Origin of the sequence: Neobacillus niacini (assembly GCF_000759675.1) — a bacterium.
Lineage (GTDB): Bacteria > Bacillota > Bacilli > Bacillales > Cytobacillaceae > Neobacillus > Neobacillus niacini_A.
This window is the reverse complement of the sequence record NZ_BAWM01000003.1, coordinates 42,505-65,562: the sequence shown is the minus strand read 5'-3', so window position 1 is coordinate 65,562 and position 23,058 is coordinate 42,505. Positions and strand designations below refer to the sequence as shown.

22 protein-coding genes are annotated in these 23,058 nt (G+C 38.7%); 3 read left to right on the top strand and 19 right to left on the bottom strand.

The features are described from left to right. Nucleotides 1-70 precede the first annotated feature (70 nt). Nucleotides 71-337, bottom strand: coding sequence for a hypothetical protein (locus TR08_RS00955; protein WP_045515011.1), 267 nt, complete (start codon nt 335-337; stop codon nt 71-73). A gap of 260 nt (nt 338-597) precedes the next feature. On the opposite strand from TR08_RS00955, the gene TR08_RS00950 reads away from it, so the two are divergent. Continuing rightward, nucleotides 598-939 (top strand): YciI family protein, encoded by a 342-nt coding sequence (locus tag TR08_RS00950; protein ID WP_238579048.1) that lies wholly within the window; start codon nt 598-600, stop codon nt 937-939. A gap of 28 nt (nt 940-967) precedes the next feature. Here TR08_RS00950 and brnQ read toward each other — a convergent pair whose 3' ends face one another. Then, on the bottom strand, nt 968-2,296 hold the full coding sequence (brnQ, locus tag TR08_RS00945) for a branched-chain amino acid transport system II carrier protein (protein ID WP_045515010.1): 1,329 nt from the start codon (nt 2,294-2,296) through the stop codon (nt 968-970). A gap of 412 nt (nt 2,297-2,708) precedes the next feature. Further along, nucleotides 2,709-3,941, bottom strand: a complete 1,233-nt coding sequence (locus tag TR08_RS00940) for a Zn-dependent hydrolase (protein ID WP_045515009.1) — start codon at nt 3,939-3,941, stop codon at nt 2,709-2,711. Between the two features lie 255 nt (nt 3,942-4,196). Between TR08_RS00940 and TR08_RS00935 the strand changes: the two genes are divergently transcribed. After that, nucleotides 4,197-4,454, top strand: a complete 258-nt coding sequence (locus TR08_RS00935; RefSeq protein ID WP_045515008.1) for a hypothetical protein — start codon at nt 4,197-4,199, stop codon at nt 4,452-4,454. Between the two features lie 39 nt (nt 4,455-4,493). After that, nucleotides 4,494-4,652, top strand: a complete 159-nt coding sequence (locus TR08_RS30650) for a DUF3934 domain-containing protein (protein WP_081954308.1) — start codon at nt 4,494-4,496, stop codon at nt 4,650-4,652. Between the two features lie 85 nt (nt 4,653-4,737). Here TR08_RS30650 and TR08_RS00930 read toward each other — a convergent pair whose 3' ends face one another. The 16 genes from TR08_RS00930 to TR08_RS00855 form a co-directional block, all read right to left on the bottom strand. Beyond that, complete coding sequence (locus tag TR08_RS00930; RefSeq protein ID WP_045515007.1) at nt 4,738-5,493, bottom strand: NRDE family protein; 756 nt, start codon at nt 5,491-5,493, stop codon at nt 4,738-4,740. Between the two features lie 242 nt (nt 5,494-5,735). Continuing rightward, the gene (mglC, locus tag TR08_RS00925) at nt 5,736-6,758 is read right to left on the bottom strand and encodes a galactose/methyl galactoside ABC transporter permease MglC (protein ID WP_045515006.1); all 1,023 of its coding nucleotides are present in this window, start codon (nt 6,756-6,758) and stop codon (nt 5,736-5,738) included. A 13-nt stretch (nt 6,759-6,771) separates the two neighbouring features. Beyond that, nucleotides 6,772-8,274 carry a galactose/methyl galactoside ABC transporter ATP-binding protein MglA gene (mglA, locus tag TR08_RS00920; RefSeq protein ID WP_152597309.1) on the bottom strand — a complete coding sequence of 501 codons (1,503 nt, stop codon included), beginning with the start codon at nt 8,272-8,274 and terminating at the stop codon, nt 6,772-6,774. Nucleotides 8,275-8,750: 476 nt separating this feature from the next. Then, nucleotides 8,751-9,815 (bottom strand): galactose/glucose ABC transporter substrate-binding protein MglB, encoded by a 1,065-nt coding sequence (mglB, locus tag TR08_RS00915; RefSeq protein ID WP_045515004.1) that lies wholly within the window; start codon nt 9,813-9,815, stop codon nt 8,751-8,753. Nucleotides 9,816-10,023: 208 nt separating this feature from the next. Next, nucleotides 10,024-11,616 (bottom strand): response regulator transcription factor, encoded by a 1,593-nt coding sequence (locus TR08_RS00910; RefSeq protein ID WP_238579047.1) that lies wholly within the window; start codon nt 11,614-11,616, stop codon nt 10,024-10,026. After that, nucleotides 11,585-13,066, bottom strand: coding sequence for a sensor histidine kinase (locus TR08_RS00905; protein ID WP_045515002.1), 1,482 nt, complete (start codon nt 13,064-13,066; stop codon nt 11,585-11,587). The genes TR08_RS00910 and TR08_RS00905 overlap by 32 nt, the downstream gene beginning before the upstream one ends. After that, a complete protein-coding gene (locus TR08_RS00900; protein ID WP_045515000.1) occupies nt 13,066-14,064 on the bottom strand; it encodes a sugar-binding protein in 999 nt (332 codons plus the stop codon). The genes TR08_RS00905 and TR08_RS00900 overlap by 1 nt, the downstream gene beginning before the upstream one ends. Nucleotides 14,065-14,210: 146 nt before the next feature. Further along, entirely contained in the window at nt 14,211-15,200 is a 990-nt protein-coding gene (locus TR08_RS00895) for a LacI family DNA-binding transcriptional regulator (RefSeq protein WP_045514998.1), read from the bottom strand. Between the two features lie 3 nt (nt 15,201-15,203). After that, nucleotides 15,204-16,262, bottom strand: coding sequence for an aldose epimerase family protein (locus tag TR08_RS00890; protein WP_045514995.1), 1,059 nt, complete (start codon nt 16,260-16,262; stop codon nt 15,204-15,206). A gap of 75 nt (nt 16,263-16,337) precedes the next feature. Further along, nucleotides 16,338-17,819, bottom strand: coding sequence for a UDP-glucose--hexose-1-phosphate uridylyltransferase (gene galT, locus TR08_RS00885; protein ID WP_045514985.1), 1,482 nt, complete (start codon nt 17,817-17,819; stop codon nt 16,338-16,340). A 5-nt stretch (nt 17,820-17,824) separates the two neighbouring features. Next, nucleotides 17,825-18,814: a UDP-glucose 4-epimerase GalE gene (galE, locus tag TR08_RS00880; protein ID WP_045514984.1), complete on the bottom strand. Its 990-nt coding sequence runs from the start codon at nt 18,812-18,814 to the stop codon at nt 17,825-17,827. Further along, nucleotides 18,811-19,992, bottom strand: a complete 1,182-nt coding sequence (locus tag TR08_RS00875) for a galactokinase (RefSeq protein ID WP_045514982.1) — start codon at nt 19,990-19,992, stop codon at nt 18,811-18,813. Before TR08_RS00875 ends, galE begins: the two co-directional genes overlap by 4 nt. A gap of 136 nt (nt 19,993-20,128) precedes the next feature. Beyond that, nucleotides 20,129-20,356, bottom strand: a complete 228-nt coding sequence (locus TR08_RS00870; protein WP_045514980.1) for a GH36 C-terminal domain-containing protein — start codon at nt 20,354-20,356, stop codon at nt 20,129-20,131. Between the two features lie 4 nt (nt 20,357-20,360). Beyond that, the gene (locus tag TR08_RS00865; RefSeq protein WP_045514978.1) at nt 20,361-20,549 is read right to left on the bottom strand and encodes a DUF624 domain-containing protein; all 189 of its coding nucleotides are present in this window, start codon (nt 20,547-20,549) and stop codon (nt 20,361-20,363) included. Between the two features lie 159 nt (nt 20,550-20,708). Next, the gene (locus tag TR08_RS00860; protein ID WP_045514976.1) at nt 20,709-22,121 is read right to left on the bottom strand and encodes a sigma-54 interaction domain-containing protein; all 1,413 of its coding nucleotides are present in this window, start codon (nt 22,119-22,121) and stop codon (nt 20,709-20,711) included. Between the two features lie 124 nt (nt 22,122-22,245). Beyond that, the gene (locus tag TR08_RS00855; RefSeq protein ID WP_045514974.1) at nt 22,246-23,022 is read right to left on the bottom strand and encodes a 3-hydroxybutyrate dehydrogenase; all 777 of its coding nucleotides are present in this window, start codon (nt 23,020-23,022) and stop codon (nt 22,246-22,248) included. Nucleotides 23,023-23,058: the final 36 nt, after the last annotated feature.

The following is a 23,058-nucleotide window of genomic DNA, read 5'->3' as shown; positions in this document are numbered from 1 at the left end:
GAATCTTTTGGATCCCAGAGAAGGGGAAGAATCGTGCGAGAAGATTTCCCAACTCTATTCAGATTGAACTTCAAATGATGTTTCCGTTAAACATTATGGCTACTCGTTTAGATCTCCTTGCAACAGTTTCCGCCGAACAAGTTGCTTCCACCAAGACAAGATTTTCATCATCTCCAACAGTTGGCCAAATTCGATTGCCGTTCAAATCCAGTGTAGTTTTTCCACCTGTAATAAATGCCAACGCCTTTGTAAGTGAGCGTTCATCAATCCAACTGTAACGTTCAACAAACCGGCATACACAAGTGTGGCTATATGTCCAAAGTCCTTCACATCCCATCGCTCCTTTTTTCTTTCCATTCCTTGTACTAATAGAAGTAATAATTCAAAGTTTAAGTTAGGACTCATTTGAAAAGTGTTAAGTAATTAACATTTCTTGTTATAATTTTTAGATTATTCTGCATTTTATTAAAGTCCTGCTTTCAATAAACAAATATATTGCTTTCCATATTGACTTTTTAAATAAAAAAATACCACAGCAGTAAGCGTGTGGTATAATTCCATGTTCCATGGCAGGTAAAATATTTTCGATTCCGACTTGTGCGAAAGCATATTAACATAGGAGGTTTAATCGGGGAAAAATTACAATTTTTATATAAGCTTAACCTTATTCCTTCATTATTAGATGAGGCCAATTGGACAGAAAGAGAAGAAAGGATTGTACAGCATCATTTCGAGGTATTGCAGGGTTTGCTGCAAGAAGGAAAACTAATTTTAGCAGGCAGAACATTGAATATGAATTCATCGGGAATGGGAATTGTCATTCTCGAAGTAGACTCTGAGGAAGAAGCTAGGGAACTCATGGAAAATGACCCTGCTGTAAAAGAAGGAGTCATGGAAGCCACCCTATTCCCTTATCGAGTGGCTTTAATAAGAAAATAACATTAAAAGACTAGGCTTAGCCTAGTCTTTATTTTGATGATGGAACCCAGTTTAAATGCTTTGCAGATTTAAAAAGTAACCCAAGGAGACCTCCAACAATACCTGGTATCAACCAGCCTAATCCATTCGAGTAAAATGGTATCATAGCGAATACAGAAGTAATAGCGGCTACTTCAAAACCAGCTGTCGTTAAGCCATCATAGATACTGACAAGACCAGCACCCATAATTGCTCCTATATAAACAGCCCTTGTCACCGGTATATAGGAGTGCAACAGCGATAATAATATAAGCACAATCACAATCGGATAAATCATGATTAATAGTGGTATAGAAACGGCTATTAATCGGCTTAATCCTAGATTTGCCATCGTAAAACTAAATAGACAAAGAATGGTAACGACAACAGGGTAAGAAAGTCTAGTAAATCGTTGACTTAGATACTCACCACATGCCGCAACTAAACCTACTGAAGTGGTTAAACATGCTCCGGTAATAACCAACGCAAGAATGATGGACCCGATAGGACCAAATAAAAGCGAGGTAACAGATGAGAGAATAGCCCCTCCGTTTTCCTGCATACCAACTGCCTCCGCACTGGTGGCACCAATATATGATAGTGATATATAGACAAACGATAACCCAATTCCTGCAATAATCCCTGCTTTAATGGTATATGAGCGAATAAAGGATGTTGATTTTATTCCCATTTCTTGAACTCGATTAATCACCACAATTCCAAATACAAGAGCTGCGATGGCGTCCATCGTTAAATAACCTTCAACAAACCCGCCAAAAAATGCTCCCTCTCTGTATTTTCCCGCTTCCTCACCAATAGAGCCAATAGGTGAAGCAAATCCTCTGATTGATATAATTGCGATTAATAATAGAAGAATAGGAGTAAGGACTTTTCCTACACGATCGACTAGCTTTGCTGGATTGAGAGCCAGCCAAAAGGTGATAAGGAAAAATACGAAAGTTGAAATAAATAAACCCATGCTGCTTTCATTTGAAAGGAATGGAGCGACGCCAATCTCATAGGTTACGGTACCGGTTCGAGGTATTCCGAAAAATGGTCCAAGCGTTAAATAAATGATAACGGGAAAAACCTTACCGAATGCGGGGTGTACTCTATTGGATAAGTCATCTAAATTTCCGCTTGATTTTGCGATTGTGTAGACAGCCAAAACAGGTAACCCAACACCCGTGACTAAAAACCCAATAATAGCTGATAATAGTGATCCACCAGCTTGCTGACCAAGTAAAGGCGGGAAAATTATATTTCCAGCCCCTAAAAATAAGGCAAACATAAAAAAGCCTAAAGCTATGATTTCTTTTAATGGTAATTTCCGTTCCATGAAGACCTCCAACGCTTGTATTGTAAGGAAGAACTGAAAACGCTTCCTTATTTTAACAAATAACATTTAAAAAATACCTATTATTGAATAATAAAGAATTAATTAAGTAAGTTGTTATAATATTAACTATATTAATATACAAAATTCCACCCTAAACTGCAAAGAATTTTTTAAATAGTTTTTCAATTTCTTCTGGAAATTACTCCATTAAATTACGGTTGAGAAATTAGGTATACAGATATATATGGATTATCGCAGATATATTCCATTTAACGCATTTTTATCAAAAAGGCTGTGTTAAATTTGTCTGTTGATTTGAAAAGGGATTATTCCTCGAAATCATTTAAGGATCGAATCAATATGTACTCTTATAAAAATGAGACACCAGGCCCATCACCTGGTGTCTCAACTTTTATTTCGATAACAATGCTAAAACAGTATCTAATAGGACGTTTACTCCTTTTTCACATTCTTCCCATGTAGTCAGTTCTTCTTCACAATGGCTTTTTCCATTAAAGCTCGGAACAAATAGCATCGCGGAAGGTACAAGGCTTGCTATAAATTGAGCATCGTGACCTGCACCGCTGACCATTCTTTTATTCGTATATCCCAGCGATTGTGCCGACTTTTCTAGTTGATTAATGATTTCTGGTTCAAACCAAACAGTATCCCGCTCCCATAATTTCGTTGTTTTTATCTCACAGCCCTCGTTTAAGCCTGTGTTTGGAAGACTTTCAACAAATCTTTTAAAGGTCCTTACAATCTCAGGATTTTTATGTCTGGCTTCTAAGGAAAATACAACTTTATTCGGAATGACGGTATGAATACTCGGATATACATTTACCCTGCCGATTGTAAATACCAACTCTTCATCTAATTGACCTAATACCCTGCGAATCTCATTAATCAGGTTATTGGCGGCAAATAGAGCATCTTTCCTCATACTCATCGGTGTCGTTCCGGCGTGATCGGATTCACCTGTGATTTCAATATCATAGCATGCCATGCCGACAACACATTCCACGACGCCAATTGACAGGGCTTCTTTTTCAAGAATAGGACCTTGTTCAATATGCAATTCTAAGAAAGCAGCACCCTCTTTTAGACGATTCTCTGCTTTTCCCTCATACCCAATCGATTTAAGTGCTTCCTCAAAAGTGATTCCCGCAGAGTCTTTCTTTTTCAACATGGCATTCTTATCAAATTTACCTGAGAGTACCCCTGATGCCATCATCGAAGGCTCGAATCTCGCCCCCTCTTCATTCGTAAAATTAACAAGTGTTATCGGAATTTGAGGTTTAATATTATTTTCTATAAGTGTTCGAACTACTTCTAAACCAGCTAACACTCCTAGCACACCGTCAAACCTGCCGCCTTTTTTAACCGAATCCAAGTGTGAACCAATCAGTATCGGAGGCTTATTCTCGGCACCTTCTAGTGTCGCGTACATACAGCCCATATCATCAACCTTAACGGTTAAGCCTAACTCCTCACAGCATAACTGGAAGAAATTTCTGGCTAAACGATCCTCTTCTGATAATGCCAGCCGTGTTACACCATTATTCTCAGTCCTGCCAAAGTTAGCAAACCTTTCAAGCTCATTTTTTAATCGTTCTCCATTAATTAAAAGCTTTTGCCGCTGCATGTTCATCACTCCTTTTAATTGGTGTTAAACTGGGAGTCTTGTTTTATTATTATGTAAATATTCAGTTAATATTAATTATACCTAATGAAACTAGTCTGTCATTAGACAAAGTATAAATTTATTTCACTTCTTTGTTTTATAGTTTGTAACGAAATTGATTATCTACCTGATTCCTGCAAAAAAATGTTTATATTTTTCAATTTTTGTATAACCTATGTTCGAATGTGGACTAGAAGTAAATATGGAGGTGTGGTAATGTCAGAGTTAGAACCATTTGAGTACCAAACGGGAGCACCTATACTTGATTATGATATTATTGAGATTAAGAACACGGCCAATGGGTTTGAGGTCCTGCTCGATATTAATTTAGACAGTGGCTATTCATTATCAAGAACAACCCTGGAAATTACTCATGAGGATTTACAAGGTTATGATACAAATGAAATTGAAGAGGGCATTAAATATGCGTTAGGTTTTTTTGAGAACGAGGACCAATTACCTTGCTCAGAATAATCACTAGCAGCCTTTCTTCAATCATGATGGAGTGGTTATATGCCCAAGGCAAAAGCGAAAAGTGGAGTAGGCAGAGGAACGGGAAAGAAGGGCTGGAATCGGTGGCAGGCTGGTGCTAAAAAAGCAAAAAATGCTAAACCCTATGTCAGCAAAGGGGTTAAAAGAGCGGAGTCCGATAAAGATACCAATGAATCCTAGCCTTAGTTATCCTGCGTGAAATCTATTAATCAAACGTTTGATTAGTTTACCAACCGATCTAATCAAACGTTTGATTAGTTTTTTCTTAGAATTCAATTACATATTTTTGAGTATTTACCTCGTCTTTAGCAGAAACTCGTTCCACATAGTGAATTTCTTTTTCAGACAACAACAAAACGGTTGAACTCCTCGTTCCATATCCTTCACTCTTGATAAACATCGGCGAAAGCATTCTCTCCAATTCTAATGAAACGCCAGTTCTAGGAAGGTTTTCATCCGGAGCTTGGTCAGTCTTTTGAAGTAAAGTTAATAGGTCTTCTACTAAATCCGTCTGTTTATTGTTTATGATCTCTGTTAACCCATTTTTGCCCATTTGCACTTTTGGCCATTCAGTATTTAATAAATGATTGCTGACACCGTAAATGCCTGGGGTTACCTTCATCAGCTCCTGACCAACATTTGAATAATAATAAAGCGCATTTCCATCGCCAGCCAATAAGTTGTATCCAGGATACAAGTCATTGTTTCTTACTAAACTCTCCATATAATCCTTTATTTCTCCTTTGTACTGCAGGGCATCTGCCACTAGTTCCCCTCGTGAACGTTTTCCGTCGGTTATTTCCTTAGGGTCTCGATAATTGGTCAGAGCAGCAAACCGTCCTGTTTTAGTAACACCCATCCAAGTACCCATTTTCTCTAAATCCCGTCCTGCAAGGATTTCAGGATCATCCTCCCAAAAATGAGCAGGTGCTGTTGGCCTCCGATAAAACTCATCCCGATTTGCAGCCACCATAAGCTTATATTCTGGATGTACGTTATAGGCAAACAATATTAAACACATGCTATTCACAACCTTTATAATGATAAATCATCAACTGTTTATTCCATTCTATATCATTCCATAAATGGAATGAAGCTAAAAACCCCCTTGACCTGAAACGCGTTTCATATACTATGATGTTTTTGCAAGGCTCTGCAACGCTAAGTCGGCGTGACCAGTAACTGGGCGTAACGAATGCGCTGCATTTGCTTTAGGCTATAAGAAAAACAAATAGGCACCCCTCTATGGGATGCCCTCTATAATTATTTTTTCTTAGCATGTTTTCTCATGTCAAAGGCTACTGCTACGATAATGATCGCGCCTTTTACAATGAATTGAATGTATGGACTTACTCCAAGGAAAGCTAATCCATAGTTGATAACCTGGAAGATTAGAACCCCTGTTATAACTCCCGGTACAGTTCCAATACCGCCTGAAAGTGAAACTCCACCTACTACGCAGGCTGCGATAGCGTCTAACTCGTACATATTACCAGTATTGTTGGTTGCACTACCAACACGACCCGCTTCTAATGTACCTGAGAATCCGTATAATAGTCCGGCAATCATGTAAATGATAATAATATTTTTTGCAACGTTAACGCCGGAAACCTTTGCTGCTTCAGCATTTCCACCAATTGCGTACATATTCTTCCCAAGCTGTGTTTTATTCCAAACGACCCAAATAATGATGGAAAATGCAATCGCATATAAAATCAGGTATGGGAATTCATATTGACCTAATTTAATTCCTTTTTGAGCAAATGTTGTAAAGCTCTCGCTTAATCCGCCAATCGGCTGAGCTCCATATGGAGGACGGTCAAAGTAAATGGACGTAATTCCGTACACACCAATCATCATACCTAAGGTAGCGATAAAAGGAGGTACATGAAACTTAGATACAATAAAACCGTTTAATGTCCCAAATAATCCCGTTACCAACATTGCAATAATAATAGGAACAAATAAAGGTAATTCCGGTAAATTCGGATACATTTTATACGCATAATCACCAGCCTGCAGTAAGGAAGCTGAAACTACCGCTGCAAGTCCGACCATTCGTCCTGCTGACAAGTCCGTCCCACCTAAAATCAAGATACCGGCAATACCAAGCGCAATAATGATCCTTGATGATGACTGACTTAGGATATTAATTAAGTTGGTCATCGATAAAAAGTCAGGAGACGCAATCACAATTCCAATGACGAGTAGAATTAAAAAAACATAAATTACATTATCGAACAGCCATTTTGTAATATTAGATCTTTTAGTGGCCTGAGTATTCATTTTACATCTCCTCCTAATACAACGCTGCCAATCGCATGATCTCTTCTTGAGATGTTGTCTTCGTATCTACGATTCCAGCTGCTCTTCCATTACTCATTACTAAAATTCTATCTGTTACCCCAAGAAGTTCAGGCATTTCAGAAGAAATCATGATAATCCCTTTGCCTTCGGCAGCTAATTCATTAATTAACTGATAAATTTCAAACTTTGCTCCAACGTCTATTCCCCTGGTTGGTTCGTCCAACAATAAAACTTCCGGTTTTGTGAGCAGCCAGCGTCCAATAATTACTTTCTGCTGGTTACCACCTGATAAGCTGCCGATTGAAGTTTTTTGCGATGGCGTCTTTACTTTCATAGAATCGATAACCCATTTCGTATCATCATGGACTTTACTTTCTGATAGAAACAACCCTTTTCGATACTGAGGCAGGTTGGCAATAATGGAGTTGAAGCTGATACTCAGTTCAGGGTAAATTCCTGTTGTCCTTCTCTCTTCCGTCACTAGCGCAAAGCCATTTTTTATGGCATGCTGCGGCGAATGATTTTGAACGACTTTTCCATTTAATTCAATACTTCCTGATTTCAGTCCTCTTATACCAAACAGTGCTTCCATAACCTCTGTACGTTTGGAACCGACCAAACCGGCAACACCTAATATTTCCCCTTTTCTTAAATCAAAGTTGATATTAGAAAATGAGCCTTCTGTTTCGGCAGTTAAATCCTTAACTTTAAGGGTTACTTCTCCGGGTTGATTGATTTTTGCTGGGAAACGCTGTGATAAGTCACGGCCAACCATTAGCTTAATGATTTCATCTGTCGTTAATTCCTTCGCACTTTTCGTTGCAATATACTGACCATCACGCATGATTGTCACTTCGTCAGAGATTTTTAAAATTTCTTCCATCTTGTGTGAAATATAGATAATCGCTACGTTTTCACTTTGCAATTTTTTAATGATCGTAAATAAATGATTTACTTCTTTTTCTGTAAGGGAGGAAGTTGGCTCGTCCATTACAATCAATTTGGAATGATACGATACAGCTTTTGCAATTTCCACCATCTGCATCTCAGAAACAGATAAGGTACCTACCTTGCTGCGTGGATCAATATTAATATCTAGGCTTTTAAAAATGGCGGCAGTATCTTCATACATTTTCTTTTCATCAATAAAGATGCCTTTTTTCGGATATCTTCCAAGCCAGATATTATCCATAACATTTTGCTGACGGACTTGGTTAAGTTCCTGATGGACCATCGAAACTCCATTTTCAAGTGCTTGCTTTGAATTCGCAAATGAAACCTCTTTCCCGTCCAACAGGATTTTTCCTTCATCCATGGAATATATCCCGAATAAGCACTTCATTAAGGTTGATTTTCCTGCACCATTCTCACCCATTAAGGCATGTACTGTCCCTGCCTTCACTTTTAGGGAAACGTTATTAAGAGCGATTACGCCAGGAAATCTTTTTGTTAAATTAATCATTTCAAGTAAATTGGTCGAACTAGCCTCTGACATGCTTAAACCTCCTTGCCTAACCATTTAACGTGCGTTTTTATATAGTAAGATTTTGATTTTATCAGTCCTGCTTCAAATGAAACCTTGAAACATTGCCCCGAACGAAGGAAAAGAATATCATCCTTTTCCTTCGTTCGAAGAGCGCCATAGGGGTCATCCCTGGACTTGGCGCTTCCACCTTGCTTACTGTCTGGCTCCAGGGCCTAGGGGCTCGGGGTCATAAGCTTGTCTAGTTTCGGCAATCCGCCAAGAAGGTTAAAGTGCAACCTTCTCGCCGGCTCGTCTTATGCCTGTCGCCCCTAGGAAAAATTGAACTGCATTTTTCCCTGTCCAAGGCGCTTCCGCTTTTCTTACTTGTCTAGCTACAGCGCCTAGGGGCTCGGGGTCATAAGCCAATCCGTCAAAAAGGTTAAAGAACAACCTTTCTGCCGGCTCGTCTTATGCCTGTCGCCCCTGTGCAAGGCGCTTCCGCTTTTCTATTTATAAGCGTCTTTACCAACTTGGATATTGTCTTTTGTGATTTCAACATAAGGAACACGAACTGCTTTTTTATCGTCTAGCTTCCATTCAGTTCCGTCTAATACATCCTTACCGTTCGCAGCATTTGCAGTTAGTTGAACGGTTGCTGCACCTTGGTTTTTTGCGTCGTTCAAGACTGTACCAACCATTTTTCCTTTTTCAATCATTTCAAGAGCTTCTGGAATCGCGTCTACCCCTACAACCGGCATAAATTTGTCACCAGAGAAATATCCTGCTTTTTCAAGAGAAGCAATCGCACCTAACGCCATACCATCGTTATTTGCAATAACAAATTCGATATCTTCATTGTATTTTGCAATCCAAGCATCCATTTTTTCGGTTGCTTTTGTCGCGTCCCACATACCAGTATCTAAAGCTAATTCTTCTACTTCAATTCCTTTTTCCTTTACTGTATCAACAGCAAACTTCGTACGAGCTTCAGCATCTGGGTGACCTGGTTCACCTTTTAATAGAACATATTGAAGCTTGCCATCACCGTTTTTATCATACTTATCTTTATTTGCTTCCCAAGCCTTGGCAATTAATTCACCTTGGATTACACCTGATTCGGATGAAGTGGTTCCAACATAGTAAGCTTTTTCATAGCCTTTTAATACACTTGCGTCTGGCTCTTTGTTAAAGAAGATAACCGTAATATCCTTCACTTTAGCTTTATCAATAATCGTTTGTGCTGCTTTAGGGTCTACAAGGTTGATTGCAAGCGATTTTGCTCCTTTTGCAATAAGGGTGTCGACTTGTTCAACCTGTTTTGCTTGGTCATTTTGAGAGTCATTCAGCATTAGGTTCACTTTTCCTTCTGCAGCCGTCTCCATAGCACGACGAACATAAGACATGAAGTTGTCATCAAATTTATAAATGGTAGCACCTACTGCTGGAAGGTCGCCGTCCTTGTCTTTTCCAGAATCTCCAGAACTGCTCGTTGTACCTCCACAGCCAGTTGCTAATAGAATGCTAGACGCAACTGTTAATGATAGAACTAACCCTTTTTTCTTTTTAAACATGTCATCCTTCTCCTTTTGCTAGTTAGTAAAGACTCTGGTAAACTCCGCTTACCTTCACCTATTCGAAAGCCCTTACAACTATGTTAGCATCGGGAGTTTTCGTTCAATAGTTCTAACCTATAGCACATATTTGCGATTTTCTAGACATTTTTGTACACAGAAAAAAGACCGATCCATTTACGAATCAGTCTTAAAAAATTTATTTCTATTAACTTACTGTTTCCCTGCGAAATTCGGTCGGTGATAAGCCTGTCTGTTTTTTAAACACACGGCTAAAATAATTCGGATCTTTATAGCCGACAGAATAGCATATTTCCTTTAAGCTCTTTGAAGCATCAATCATTTCTATTTTTGCCTGCTTGATCCTTATTTCAGTTACATAATCAATAAAGGTCATCCCAAATCGTTCTTTAAATAATTTACTTAAATAAAAGGGACTTAGTTCCACATAGTCTGCAACCTGTTCCAACGTAATGGAATCCGCATAATGGTTTTCAATATATTCCTTTGCCTTATGTAGCATTCCCTTGGCATGACTGTTTCTCCAAACTTGAATATGCTGAACGACGGACAGTAAATGGGATTTGCACATATCAAACATATCACTAGTATCCTTTGATTCTTTGATTTCTAAGGATTTTTCATAATGAATTCCTAAGTCATGAAGCATTCTCGAAATAAGGATGAACAATTCATCAAATGACTTTTTTACCATAGGAGCTTTTAAACCATCGTTGACTGCAAGCTTTGCTGAAAACGAATCAAAAATAAACATGACCTGATTTAGATCTCCTTGACGTACAGCATCTAGTAGTTTTTTCTCAACTTCTCGAACATCTGATGCTGTTGGTAATTCTGCTGCACCTTGTTTACTGGCAAATAAATATTTTCGATTAGGCGTTTTCAAGAGCAGATTTAGTGCGGATACTGCTTCATGATAGGACTTATTAAACTCATGTCCATGACTATATGGAAGACCCACCCCTATTCTTAATTCTGCATTTATATGACTCTTTTGGAATTGGGCAAGCAGATGGTCAATCACTCCCTGTGCAAGCGTCTTAAAATGTACTGTTTCTGGTGTCTGTTTGCATAAGAACAAAACAGGTACCTGGGTTTCCGTCATAGGTCCCATCAATACTTCCTGATTTTTAAAGTCGGATTTAAAAAAATTCTTTAGCCACCTATACCAGTTTTGCTTATCATTCAGTTGGAAATCGTCCTTTTCCAGCGGCAAGAGGGAAAGAATCATAATATAACCAGAGGTAATTTCGACCCCTAACAGCTGACTCCATTCATCAAACGTAATATCCTGAACTTGGTTCAAAATGAGTGATGATACCCATTCTTTTTGGGCAATTGAAACAGCACGTTCCAGGTTTTCTTTTAAGCTCTTCTGTTCTTCTATCTGTTTGCGTTCCTCTATAATTTCAGAAGAAACCCGTAGTAAGCTGTCAAAAATGTCTTGTTTCCTGCTAGGTTTTAAGATGTACTCTTTAACTCCCTGCTGCATAACCTCTTTGGCATATTCGAACGTATTAAAAGCAGACACCATGATAATTCGAATACCAGGGTCGCTTTTTTTAATTTCCTTAACCGCTTGAACACCATCAATTCCAGGCATTTTTATATCCATAAAAATGATATCAGGCTTATGTTCTCTGGCCATTTCTATCGCTTTTCTTCCATTCGGGGCTTCTCCGATTACCGTTACGTTCCCAAACGAGCTGTTAATCATTTTTGTCAATGCTTTTCGTTCTAGAACTTCATCATCCACAATTAGTATTTTCAACAAGCTCACTTCCCCCTTTTGCCGCGTCAGGTATCGTCAATCTAAACTTCGTTCCCTTGCCCAACTCTGATTCGATTTCAATAATGTCCATTCGGTTGTAAAAAAGCTGGAGCCTTCGAATCACATTTTTTACTCCGATCCCTGTTGAGTGACCATTTGATTTGTCAGGTTGAAAGGACTCTTCCATTTCTGTGCCTTTCATATAATTGAGCAATCTATTTTGAGTGATTTCATCCATTCCTTCACCATTATCCGCAATTTCCACATTTATTCTGTCATTATGTTTATATATATGGAGTCGGATCTCTGCATTTTCTTCATATGATTCCACTCCATGAATGAAGGCATTTTCGATTATTGGCTGCATCGTTAAACTAGGTATTTCAATATCTAAACATTCCTCGTTTATTTCTGTAAAAAATTCTATCCGATCCCCGAACCTTGTTTGTTGGATGAAAAAATATTCCTTAACAATGGAAACTTCATCCCGAAGTGTTACTGCTTTATTTAAATCGCCTAGGTTGTATCGTAGTAAAGCTGCCACAGATTCAATTAATCTTGAAGTATCCTCCGCTTCCTCAAGGTAAGCCATCTTTGAAACCGTATTCAAAGTATTGAATAGAAAATGTGGATTGATTTGATTTTGAAGACTCCTTAACTCTAATTCTTTTAAAAGTTTATCTAGTTCCGACTTTTGTTTAATCTCTTTTACTAATTGCCGTAGATTTGAACGCATTTGATTAAAGGTTTCTGTTAATAGCTTTAATTCATCTTTGGTCGTTATTTGAATATCGTCTCCTGAAAGATTACCTTTTGAAATTTGCTTAGCCGCCTGTGAAAGCAGCGTAATTGGTTTAGTAATTCCCCCAGAGATCCAAAGAGCAATCAATGTACTAAGGAAAAAAGCCGCAGAAAAAAGGGAAAGTGACAATAATTTATAATAATGAATTTGCCTATCCATTTGATCATAAAAATTTTGATAGTCTGTAAGTTTATTATTTAAAAGTTCAAGTGTACTTTCCTGAAGGAAACCTGCAATTTTTAGAACTTCATTAAAATGGGTTGAGTAGTCGTTAATATCGTCTCTATGAAAGGCAGCGACAGTTTCATCACATTCCTCTAGGTAGCTGTCTATCATATTTTTATAATTAATTACCGTTATATCATTAGAATTCATTTTTTTCAGAATAAGCCTTTGGTCATTCAGCAACTTGGCCTTTTCCCTGTTAAAATCTTTTAAGTAGGAGATTTCCTTATCTACTAGATACCCCTGTAGTTTTTCAGTTATCAGATTAGTTCTTTGAGAGATATCATTTAACAAAAGAAATCGTTCAAAACTGTCATCATATTCATTTACCAGGTTTTCACAACTTTTATAAAAAAATAACCCCACGGAAGTTAACAATACGACAAGGATAATGAAATACAGCAGTAATTTTGATCGGATTCGAAATAACATTATCGGTAAGCCTCCCACTCGTCCTGATTATTTTCAGGTAAATCTTCTGCTCTCATAATTCGAGTATCCGTATGAACAACGGGAGGAACCTTTTTTCCTTCAATCAGATCAATCATCATTTTTACCGCACGATATCCCATTTCGTACGGCTCCTGTACTACGGTTGCATTGATGGTACCTTTTCGAAGGTACTCAAGTGTCTCAGGTAAGGTATCAAATCCGATAATATACACGGGACCTGGCTTAATAACCTTATCTACCACTTGTGCAATTCCAATTCCATCAAGGGCACTGGTCCCAAAAAATGCATTGACCTCGGGGTGATCCTGTAAAATTTTGTATGCCTTTTCTGCTGCTCGGACTCTGCTTATTCCAGATTCTTCTACAGTGATAATCTTTATTCCTGTTTCGGCTTTTACTGCATCTTTAAAACCCTCTACACGCTGCAGCTGATGGTTAGCATAAAAGTTTCCTGTAATGATGGCAACATTGGCTTGTCCCTTTGTATCTGCGATCAAAGCCTTACCTGCCAAATAACCCGAATAATAATTGTCCGTTCCGATATAGGCCATACGGTTACTATTGGCAGCATCTGTATCAACTGTAATCACAGGGAGTTTCTCTACCACTCTATTAATGAGCGGAGTAAATTGCTCGTCACTCAAGCCTTGAGTCAAGATTCCATCCACTTTTGAAGCGAATGCCATTTCAATCGTTTTCAAATGCTCCTCAATATCAGCTTGCTTAGGACCCGAATACTCCAAGAAAACACCATACTCATTTGCTGCCGTCTGTGCCCCTTTCTCTACAAGCCGCCAATACGCATTGTCGAGTTCTTCCGTAACCAGCACAAAATGATAGTTATACTTTTCTACTGTTCTACCTTCTGCAGATAAATCATGAGTTAGGACCTTATAACCATAAAAAACCGAAAAAGCAAAGCTCACAAGAAAAAACAAACCCCCAACCACATACGCCAGCAAAGAAAGCCTTTTCATAAAACAACTCCATTGTCCTATCAGATTAGATAACAAATATTATACGTAAAACACCAAAATCCGACAATATAAATAGTGGTGCCTGTCACCATAAAAACACAAATGTCCGCCTGAGGTGGACATTTGTGTTTTATGTGATGTTTTTTTTAGGAGCTGCTGTCTCTTATGATGAGTTCGGTGGAGATGGTGATTTTTTTGGCTGTTTTTCTGCCTTCTATTCTTTCTGCCAGGGTGTTGACAGCTGTTTCTCCCATTAGTTCGGTATAGACTTTGACGGTGCTTAATGATGGAAAGACATATTTGGAGATGCTGATGTCGTTCACCCCAATGATGTTTACACGACCCGGAACGGAAATCCCTTCCTCCAATAATGCTCTAAGGGCGCCAACTGCCAGAGAATCATTTGCTGCAAAAAAAGCTGTCGGCAAGTTTTCTCCCTGTTCGCGAATCGCCTTTTTCATAAGTGAATGTCCATCAGCAACGGAGAATTGTCCTACGTACATTAACGCTTCATTCAAAAGCCCTTTCTCTGCTAAATAGGATTTGAAAGTCACCTCTCTAGGGTCCTCGATGGTCGATGTTTTATCTTTGAAGACCTCTCTGCCGCCAATATAACCAATATTCTCATGACCGTGCTCCAAATAATGATCGATGACTTTTTTAGTGGCTTTTTCAAAATCAATCACAATCGAGTCAAACTGTTCTTCATCAGGAGTGGTATCCACAAAAACAATATTATTTGTGATGGAGATCATATCTTGGATTTGCTTATCACTAAATTTTCCAATTGCAATAAGACCTTGGATTTCACCCTGTTTTAAATCCTCGTAATTGTCTTGAAAGTACTTTGAAACAGAAAAGCCCATTTGTCTGGATTGATTTTCGACACCCAAACGAATCGACATATAATATAAATCTTCTAGTTCTTCCTTTTCTGTATACCACTGTAAAAGCGCTATTTTCCCTGTCTCTAGTTTCCTAGCTGGTTTCTTTTTATAAGAAAGCTGCTCCGCCACCTCAAATATTCTCTTTTTTGTTTCATCACCAACAGATAAGGTACTATCATAATTCAATACTCGGGATACCGTTGCGATCGAAACTCCTGCTAATTCTGCAATATCCTTTATCGTAGCCATTTATCAAACTCCTATTGTATTAGAAAAAAAACGATACTTTGTTGTAGCACTGTATACTTCCTTTGGGTTTAAAACGATCGATGGAAAATTAGGCTGGTTAATGGCATCAGGCAGCCCTTGCGTTTCAAGGCACACACCCAAGTGGTTCCTCGCTCGAACACCAGATATGGAATAAGGACCTTCTAAATGATTCCCCGTATAAAGAACCACGCAGGGTTGATCGGTCGTAACTAACAATGTTCTTCCACTTTCTTTTTCACTTAACACCACTGTATTTTCTCCCTTTTTTGTAAAAAGAAGCGGGTGGTCGTAACCATTGCCAGCCAGTACATTTTGCGGATGGGAGGATTTCATTCCTGACTTCAACAAATGGCCATGCTTAAAATCAAAAGGCGTATTGCTAGAATCAATCATTTTTCCGGTAGGTATCTTATCTAATCCAAGCTCTAAAAAGCGTTCACTTTCTAATTGAAGAATGTGCTCAGAACAATCTCTTTTTAAATCTCCGCTTAAATTAAAATAAGAATGATTGGTTAAATTAACAATTGTTTTTTGATCCGTACGGGCTTCATAAGTAATGCTAAGCTCATTTTGATTATTTAATAAATAGATAATCGTCGTATCCAAATTTCCTGGATAGCCTTCTTCTCCATTTGGGCTGTGATAGAAAAATTTCAATCCAACTGCATTCTCAGCTTCAATACATTCCGTTTTCCAAATAACTGAATTAAAACCCTTCTTACCGCCATGCAGATGGTTAGGAACCTCATTCGCTGTTAGCCGGTATACTTCTCCATCTAGCTCAAACTCTGCATGCTTAATTCTTCCGGCCACCCGTCCGACAACTGATCCAAAATACGGAGACAAATCAAGGTAATCACCAAAGTTTTCAAAACCAAGCACGACATTTTCAATCTTTCCATTGCGGTCAGGGACCAAGATTTTTGTAATGGTACACCCGTAATTCAGACATGAAACGGACATCCCTGAATCATTAACAAGTGTATACTCAATCACAGACTCATCATTATAATGACCGAATAATTTATCTATTATTTTCATTTATTTACCACTCCATTACTTCATCTCAAAAAATATGAGCCATTCCGCCTTTCTCCATGCCATAAGCTTAAGGATTTATGATAGTGACAAGATAAAGCGGTTGAACCCTGCTTTGCCTTCTTCATTTCGCTTAAAAACACCTGCATCTTCTAATGTCTTTAAAAACTTTTTCCCTGTCTCTTCTCTAACTAGTGCTTCAACATTTGACGGTGTTACAACAGATTGATAGGCTGCTTTTAGGCTTTTAGCCCATTCCCTATGATAATCTGCAACTAAATCTGTTTTTCCAAGAATGAAATTTTCAACTTCTTCAAGTTCATTTTTTAATCGTGCCGGCAAAACGGCCAGCCCCATTACTTCGATTAGCCCGATGTTTTCCCTCTTAATATGATGAACATCTTGATGAGGGTGAAATATTCCAAGTGGATGTTCCTCGCTCGTCCGGTTGTTCCGAAGGACTAAATCTAATTCATAGAATTCCTGGTTTTTGCGTGCAATCGGTGTAATCGTATTGTGAGGGATATCGCCCGTTTTTGCACGGATTCCTACTGTTTCGTCACTGTAACTTTTCCATTTAGATAGAATATGCTCTCCAGCTTCGACAAGTTGTCTAATTTCTACTGAACGCAATCGTATGACAGACATTGGCCATTTGACGACGGAACCAACTACATTAGGGAACTCTGCTAATTCAAATGTCCAATCATCCTCTGCTTTTGCCATCGCAAAGTCATAATGACCACCTTGATAATGATCATGTGACAGGATTGAACCACCGACAATCGGTAAATCAGCATTAGACCCGACAAAATAATGGGGAAACTGCTCAACAAAACTCAATAACCGCTGGAACGTGACTGGTGAAATTTTCATATCCGTATGTTGCTCTGACAAAACAATACAATGTTCATTGTAATACACGTAGGGTGAATATTGTAATAGCCACTTCTTTTCTAAAAGGTTTAACCTAATCATACGGTGATTAGACCGTGCAGGGTGACCTATTCTTCCCGCATAGCCTTCATTTTCAACACAAAGCAAGCATTTAGGATAATCTGTTTTTTCTACAGCACGTTCGCGTTCAATACTTCTAGGATCCTTTTCTGGCTTTGATAAATTAATGGTAATATCAAGTTCACCATATCCCGTACTAACCTTATACTCGATATTATTACGAATTCGCTTCATCTGAATATAGTTGCTATTTTTGCTTAACTCATAAAAGTACTCTGTGGCTGCTTGTGGATTCTGATTATACTTATCGTAAAATATCTGATTAACGGTTGATGGACGTGCCATAAAGCAGTTCATGATCTTACTTGAAAAAATCTCTTTTTCATCAAAAATATCCTCAATAATACCTTGTTCACAAGCGTACTCAACAATCTGCTCAAGTAAATCAGGTATCTCTAAATCACGCTCTACCTCACATTCCTTAAAATCGATTAAATGTAAGAGTGAGAGAATTTGATTGCGGGAATAGATTTCATCCTCAGGCTCGATTAATTGAGCTGCAATGGCTTGATTAATTAATTGTTGGATTCGTTGATTGATCATACCCTTCACCTCTCATATCCATTTGGATGATGTTGATGCCAGTTCCATGCGTCGCTAATGATTCGTTGAATTGAGGTCCTTGTTGGATTCCAGCCCAGCACACTTCTGGCTTTTTCTGATGAAGCAATTAATGTACTAGGGTCCCCAGCACGACGCTCGCCGAATTGGACAGGAATATCAATCCCCGTTACTTCTTTTGCCGTCTCGATAATTTCTTTTACTGAAAACCCCTTGCTGCTTCCAAGATTGAAAACATTACTCTCTCCGCCATTTTGCAAAAACGCGAGTGCTAGAAGGTGAGCATCAATCAAATCCTCAACATGGATATAATCACGAACACAGGTCCCGTCTGTAGTATCATAATCTTGTCCAAAGACCGTCACAGCTGGTCTTTTTCCTAAAGCAGCTTCCAATACAACAGGAATCAAGTGGGTTTCAGGATTATGGTCCTCGCCAATCTGCCCATCACTCCTTGCTGAGGCGACGTTAAAATAACGGAGCGATACATAGTTAATATCGAATGCCATTTCACACCAGGCAATCATTTTTTCCATCGTGAGCTTTGTTTCACCATAGGTGTTTGTCGGTACTGTTGCCGCATTTTCCTTAATCGGCATCACCTTCTGTTCGCCATATACTGCTGCTGTCGATGAAAAGACGATGTGCTTAACGTTATATTCCTTCATCATTTCGAGGACAATTTGTGTCCCGTACACATTGTTATCAAAGTATTTTAGGGGCTCCGTCATTGATTCACCTACAAGAGAGTTGGCTGCAAAATGGAGAATTGCTTCAATGTTTTCTTTTTCAAAAACTGAACGCATAAACTCACGGCTGCGGATATCACCTTTATAGAATTGAGCCTTGTGATGTATTGCGTCGCGATGACCTGTTTGCAAATTATCAATAACCACAACTTCAGAACCCTGATCAATTAACTGGTAAACGGCATGCGAACCAACATAACCCGCTCCGCCTAAAACTAGTATACTCATTCAAACGCCTCCATTTGGATTTCTTTTGCACCATCACCAATACTTGCAACATAGAAATCTGCTTGATAGCCAATTTTGCCCTGATAAACTGCACCAACATTGGCTATAAAGCTCTCAACCTCTTCATTTTCAACAACTGCAATCGCGCAGCCCCCGAATCCCGCTCCGGTCATACGAGCACCTATGACCCCTGGCTGGTTCCATGCTGCATCTACTAAACTATCAAGTTCGACTCCTGTTACTTCATAATCGTCTCGTAACGAGATGTGTGATTGATTCATAAGCTGCCCAAACGCCTCTAGGTTCCCTGCCTTTAGTTCTTGAAGGGCTTTTAGCGTTCTCCTATTTTCATAGACAGCATGCTTTGCACGCTTACGGACGGTTTCATTAGCTATTAAGGTTTGATTTTCATCAAACTCCGCTTCGGTAAGCTGTCCAAGCGCTTCAATCGGAAGTTTTTGCTGGAGCTGAGATAATGCTTCTTCACATTCTCCCCGGCGCTCATTATATTTCGAATCTGCCAGCTCCCTGCGTTTGTTCGTGTTCATAATTAATATTTTGTAGCCCTCAAGCTGAATCGGTGCGTATTCATATTTTAATGTTTGGCAATCCAGTAAAATCCCTGCATCCTTTTTACCCATTCCGATGGCAAACTGGTCCATAATACCACTGTTGACACCAATGAACTCATTTTCAACTTTTTTACCAAGCTTAATCATATCAAGGCGAGGAATTCCTAATTCAAATATTCCGTTCAGCAACACTCCTGTTAATAACTCTATGGATGCTGAAGAGGAGAGCCCGGCACCATTTGGAATATTCCCTTCAATTAAGCACTCAAATCCAGATGGAATAACAAATCCAGCCTCCTTAATGTAACGGATCATCCCCTTCGGATAATTAGCCCAATTATGTTTTTTTTCATAATCCAACTGTGTCAAGTCAAATTCGATGATTCCCTTATCCGGAAAGTTTACCGAGTAAAGCCTGATTAAATTGTCCTCTCTTTTCCTTGCGACCGCATATGTACCATATGTAATTGCACATGGAAAAACATGACCACCGTTGTAATCCGTATGTTCGCCAATCAAATTAATTCTCCCTGGAGCAAAGAATGCTCGCTCGGGCTGGGTGTCAAATATTTCTCTGAATGCATTAGTTAACTTTGTGATATTCATTGTCGTCCCTCCAACTATTTATGCTATATGTTTAGTTTAATCCATTCAGTAAAAGAAATCTATTAGTTTTTACTAAAAGTTTTACTAAAAAAAATAAAAAGCAGTGTATACCTATACACACTGCTTTTTTACGAGCTTAGTTCACATTTTCATTCGTACATTTTAAATAAAATATGTTAGATTGGAAGTCGCCTCTTCGTTTCGACGATTTCAAGTTTACTCCGTTAAACTCTGTTGGAAGCTGAAGTCCCACTTGCATTAGCTCATCGCCATAATAGGTTCGCCCATCCAATACATATGCTTTATCTTCTGATAGTCCACTCAGACGTAATGTTTGCTGTTTTTGAGAGTTTGGCGTTGCCAATACCTTATAGTAAATCAGTTTCTCCCTTTATCCATTTACGCATGATTGTGAACATGGCTGCTGTAGAAGGAGCAGCCCCGAAAACAAACAAACCAACGCTCATAAAAAACAGCCATAAGAGGTTAATATAAGCTAGTCGGGTAATCCATTGGCAAATACCTAATAATTTTCCCATCCAATCAGTTGATTCCATAACTGGTTTTCTCCCCCTTGTTACTACATGTTCCTATATTTTAATAGAAAAATTTTTATTTGTTTAAACACTTTTTTGACCACATTGGCAATAATCTTTACATATTTTTTTGTGGGTATAAAAAAAGAACAGCTTCCGCTTTGGAAGCTGCCTTCAAATTCAATAAATATCATGTATTTTGCATTTCTCGTAAAATCTAGTTTTTCCTATTTCAAGTAACCTTGCCGCTTCCTGCTTATTTCCATTGGTAACGGAAAGGGCATTTAAGATTGCTTGTTTTTCCACTTGTGCAAGTGTTTCTTTTAACGACTGAACAGGCATGTCAGCAATGTTTACTGACTCATTCTCATTTGACTTTTCAGGAATAATTACTGCCTCATAATCTCGTAAATATAATGGAAGATGCGCTAATTCTATTGTATCTCCGTCTAAAACATTGATAGACCTCTCAAGAACATTCTCGAGCTCTCGAATATTCCCTTGCCATTTATGCTGATTGAGTCTCTCTACTACTTCAGCAGATAGCTTAATACCTTTACGATAGAATTTTCTTTCTAATTTTTCTAATAAATTAATGGCTATTAACTCGACATCGCCATTACGCTCTCTAAGTGGGGGAATTTCTATTTTAATCACATTTAACCGGTAATATAAATCTTGACGAAATGTTCCTTCTTCCACCATTTTCTCTAAATTCCGATGTGTAGCTGCAATGATGCGAACGTCCACTGCAATTGACTTTTGACCGCCGACTGGCAGTATTTCACGCTCCTGCAAGACTCTTAGCAGCTTACTTTGCATCGCAAGCGGCATATCACCAATTTCATCAAGAAAAATAGTTCCACGATTGGCTCTTTGAAAATGTCCTTTCTTTCCGCCCTTTTTGGCACCAGTAAAGGCGCCATCATCATAACCAAACAATTCCGACTCAAGTAAATGCTCCGGAATAGACGCACAATTTATTGGCACGAAAGGGAAAGATGCACGGGTGCTGTTATTGTGAATGGCAGAAGCAAACAATTCCTTACCCGTACCAGATTCACCAAGTAATAAAACGGCTGATTGACTGCTGGAAACTCTTTCAGCTAATTTTTTTACTGCAGTGAAGGAAGGACTATTCCCAATTAGGTTACTGAAGTAATATTTACTCTTAACATCTTTTTCAGCTTTTGTTTTATAATATTTCACTTCTTCAACCAGATGCTGAATTTTATTTTTGTATACCATCCAATCCTCGGGATTGCGAAACATCACAGTTCCGACTGCTCCTACTAGTTCACCATCAATGATAAGAGGATATCGGTTTGCAATCATATCACTTCCGTTAATGGGCTGCAGGGCGGCCAGCTCTTTTTGTCCGGTTTTGGCGACGATATGCATCCTTGAATTCTCAATTACATCTTGAACAGGCTTTCCTATAGCTTTTTCAACAGTGGTGCCTAGAAATTCACAATAAGCTGCATTGATATAAAGAATAGTACCCTCACGATCAACAACAACAATCCGTTCACCCGCAAGATTAATAATTTCTTCTATCCAATGATGTGGGATTTTTTCCATTCCTAGTTTCATATCTTTTCACCCTAATAGATTTGTTTACGTTCATTATATCAAAGAGGTTTGGGGTTAATCACCATGGTAGAGCTTTCCAGTAATAAAAGAATCCTGTTCGGGTAACCCGAGCAGGATCTCTTTACTATTGAATAGTGTAACCGCCATCAAGAATAACGGCTTGACCTGTGATTCCTCTAGCTTTATCACTAGCCAAGAAAGCAGCGTAATCGGCGATTTCCGATACCGCTAACAGCCTCTTTTGAGGTACAAGCGAAAGTAGTACATCATCGATTACACGTTCCAAGCTGACATTCCTTGTAATAGACAAGTCTTTGAGCTGGTTTCTAACTAGTGGTGTATCAACATAACCTGGGCATAGAGCATTTACAGTGATCCCATGTGTAGCGCCCTCTAATGCAGCAACCTTTGTTAGTCCAATCACTCCATGCTTCGCACTATTGTAGGCTGCCTTTCCAGCAAAACCAATAACACCGTTAATCGATGCCATATTGATGACTCTTCCAAAGCCCTGTTCTTTCATGATAGGGAATACATGTTTAATCCCAATAAACGGAGCCGTGAGCATAACTTTTACTAAGAACTCAAACTTTTCAGTAGGGAAATCCTCAATTGGAGAAACATACTGCAGTCCAGCATTATTTACTAAAATATCGATTCTTCCAAATCTGCTATGTGCAGATTCTATAGCATTCTTGAATGCTTCCTCATCAGTGACATCACAAGGAGCAGAAAATGCTTCATACCCTTGCTCTCTTAGTTCACTCGCAACAATTTCACTTTTTTCTTTATTCAAATCAGAAATAACCACTTTTGCTCCCTCTTGTGCAAAAGTCTTTGCGATTTCTAAACCTATTCCACTTGCAGATCCAGTAATAAATGCTACTTTACCTACTAACATATTGACCCTCCTAAAATATCTATTTATTAATCTAAC

Excerpts from the sequence above, each read along its gene's own strand:
- galT (WP_045514985.1), bottom strand. The coding sequence starts at position 17,819 with ATGATCAATCAACGAATCCAACAATTAATTAATCAAGCCATTGCAGCT.
- TR08_RS00865 (WP_045514978.1), bottom strand. The coding sequence starts at position 20,549 with ATGGAATCAACTGATTGGATGGGAAAATTATTAGGTATTTGCCAATGG.
- TR08_RS00905 (WP_045515002.1), bottom strand. The coding sequence starts at position 13,066 with ATGTTATTTCGAATCCGATCAAAATTACTGCTGTATTTCATTATCCTT.
- TR08_RS00890 (WP_045514995.1), bottom strand. The coding sequence starts at position 16,262 with ATGAAAATAATAGATAAATTATTCGGTCATTATAATGATGAGTCTGTG.
- mglB (WP_045515004.1), bottom strand. The coding sequence starts at position 9,815 with ATGTTTAAAAAGAAAAAAGGGTTAGTTCTATCATTAACAGTTGCGTCT.
- TR08_RS30650 (WP_081954308.1), top strand. The coding sequence starts at position 4,494 with ATGCCCAAGGCAAAAGCGAAAAGTGGAGTAGGCAGAGGAACGGGAAAG.
- TR08_RS00955 (WP_045515011.1), bottom strand. The coding sequence starts at position 337 with ATGGGATGTGAAGGACTTTGGACATATAGCCACACTTGTGTATGCCGG.
- mglA (WP_152597309.1), bottom strand. The coding sequence starts at position 8,274 with ATGTCAGAGGCTAGTTCGACCAATTTACTTGAAATGATTAATTTAACA.
- TR08_RS00935 (WP_045515008.1), top strand. The coding sequence starts at position 4,197 with ATGTCAGAGTTAGAACCATTTGAGTACCAAACGGGAGCACCTATACTT.
- TR08_RS00875 (WP_045514982.1), bottom strand. The coding sequence starts at position 19,992 with ATGAATATCACAAAGTTAACTAATGCATTCAGAGAAATATTTGACACC.
- mglC (WP_045515006.1), bottom strand. The coding sequence starts at position 6,758 with ATGAATACTCAGGCCACTAAAAGATCTAATATTACAAAATGGCTGTTC.
- TR08_RS00860 (WP_045514976.1), bottom strand. The coding sequence starts at position 22,121 with ATGAAACTAGGAATGGAAAAAATCCCACATCATTGGATAGAAGAAATT.
- TR08_RS00895 (WP_045514998.1), bottom strand. The coding sequence starts at position 15,200 with ATGGCTACGATAAAGGATATTGCAGAATTAGCAGGAGTTTCGATCGCA.
- TR08_RS00930 (WP_045515007.1), bottom strand. The coding sequence starts at position 5,493 with ATGTGTTTAATATTGTTTGCCTATAACGTACATCCAGAATATAAGCTT.
- TR08_RS00900 (WP_045515000.1), bottom strand. The coding sequence starts at position 14,064 with ATGAAAAGGCTTTCTTTGCTGGCGTATGTGGTTGGGGGTTTGTTTTTT.
- TR08_RS00940 (WP_045515009.1), bottom strand. The coding sequence starts at position 3,941 with ATGCAGCGGCAAAAGCTTTTAATTAATGGAGAACGATTAAAAAATGAG.
- TR08_RS00855 (WP_045514974.1), bottom strand. The coding sequence starts at position 23,022 with ATGTTAGTAGGTAAAGTAGCATTTATTACTGGATCTGCAAGTGGAATA.
- brnQ (WP_045515010.1), bottom strand. The coding sequence starts at position 2,296 with ATGGAACGGAAATTACCATTAAAAGAAATCATAGCTTTAGGCTTTTTT.
- galE (WP_045514984.1), bottom strand. The coding sequence starts at position 18,814 with ATGAGTATACTAGTTTTAGGCGGAGCGGGTTATGTTGGTTCGCATGCC.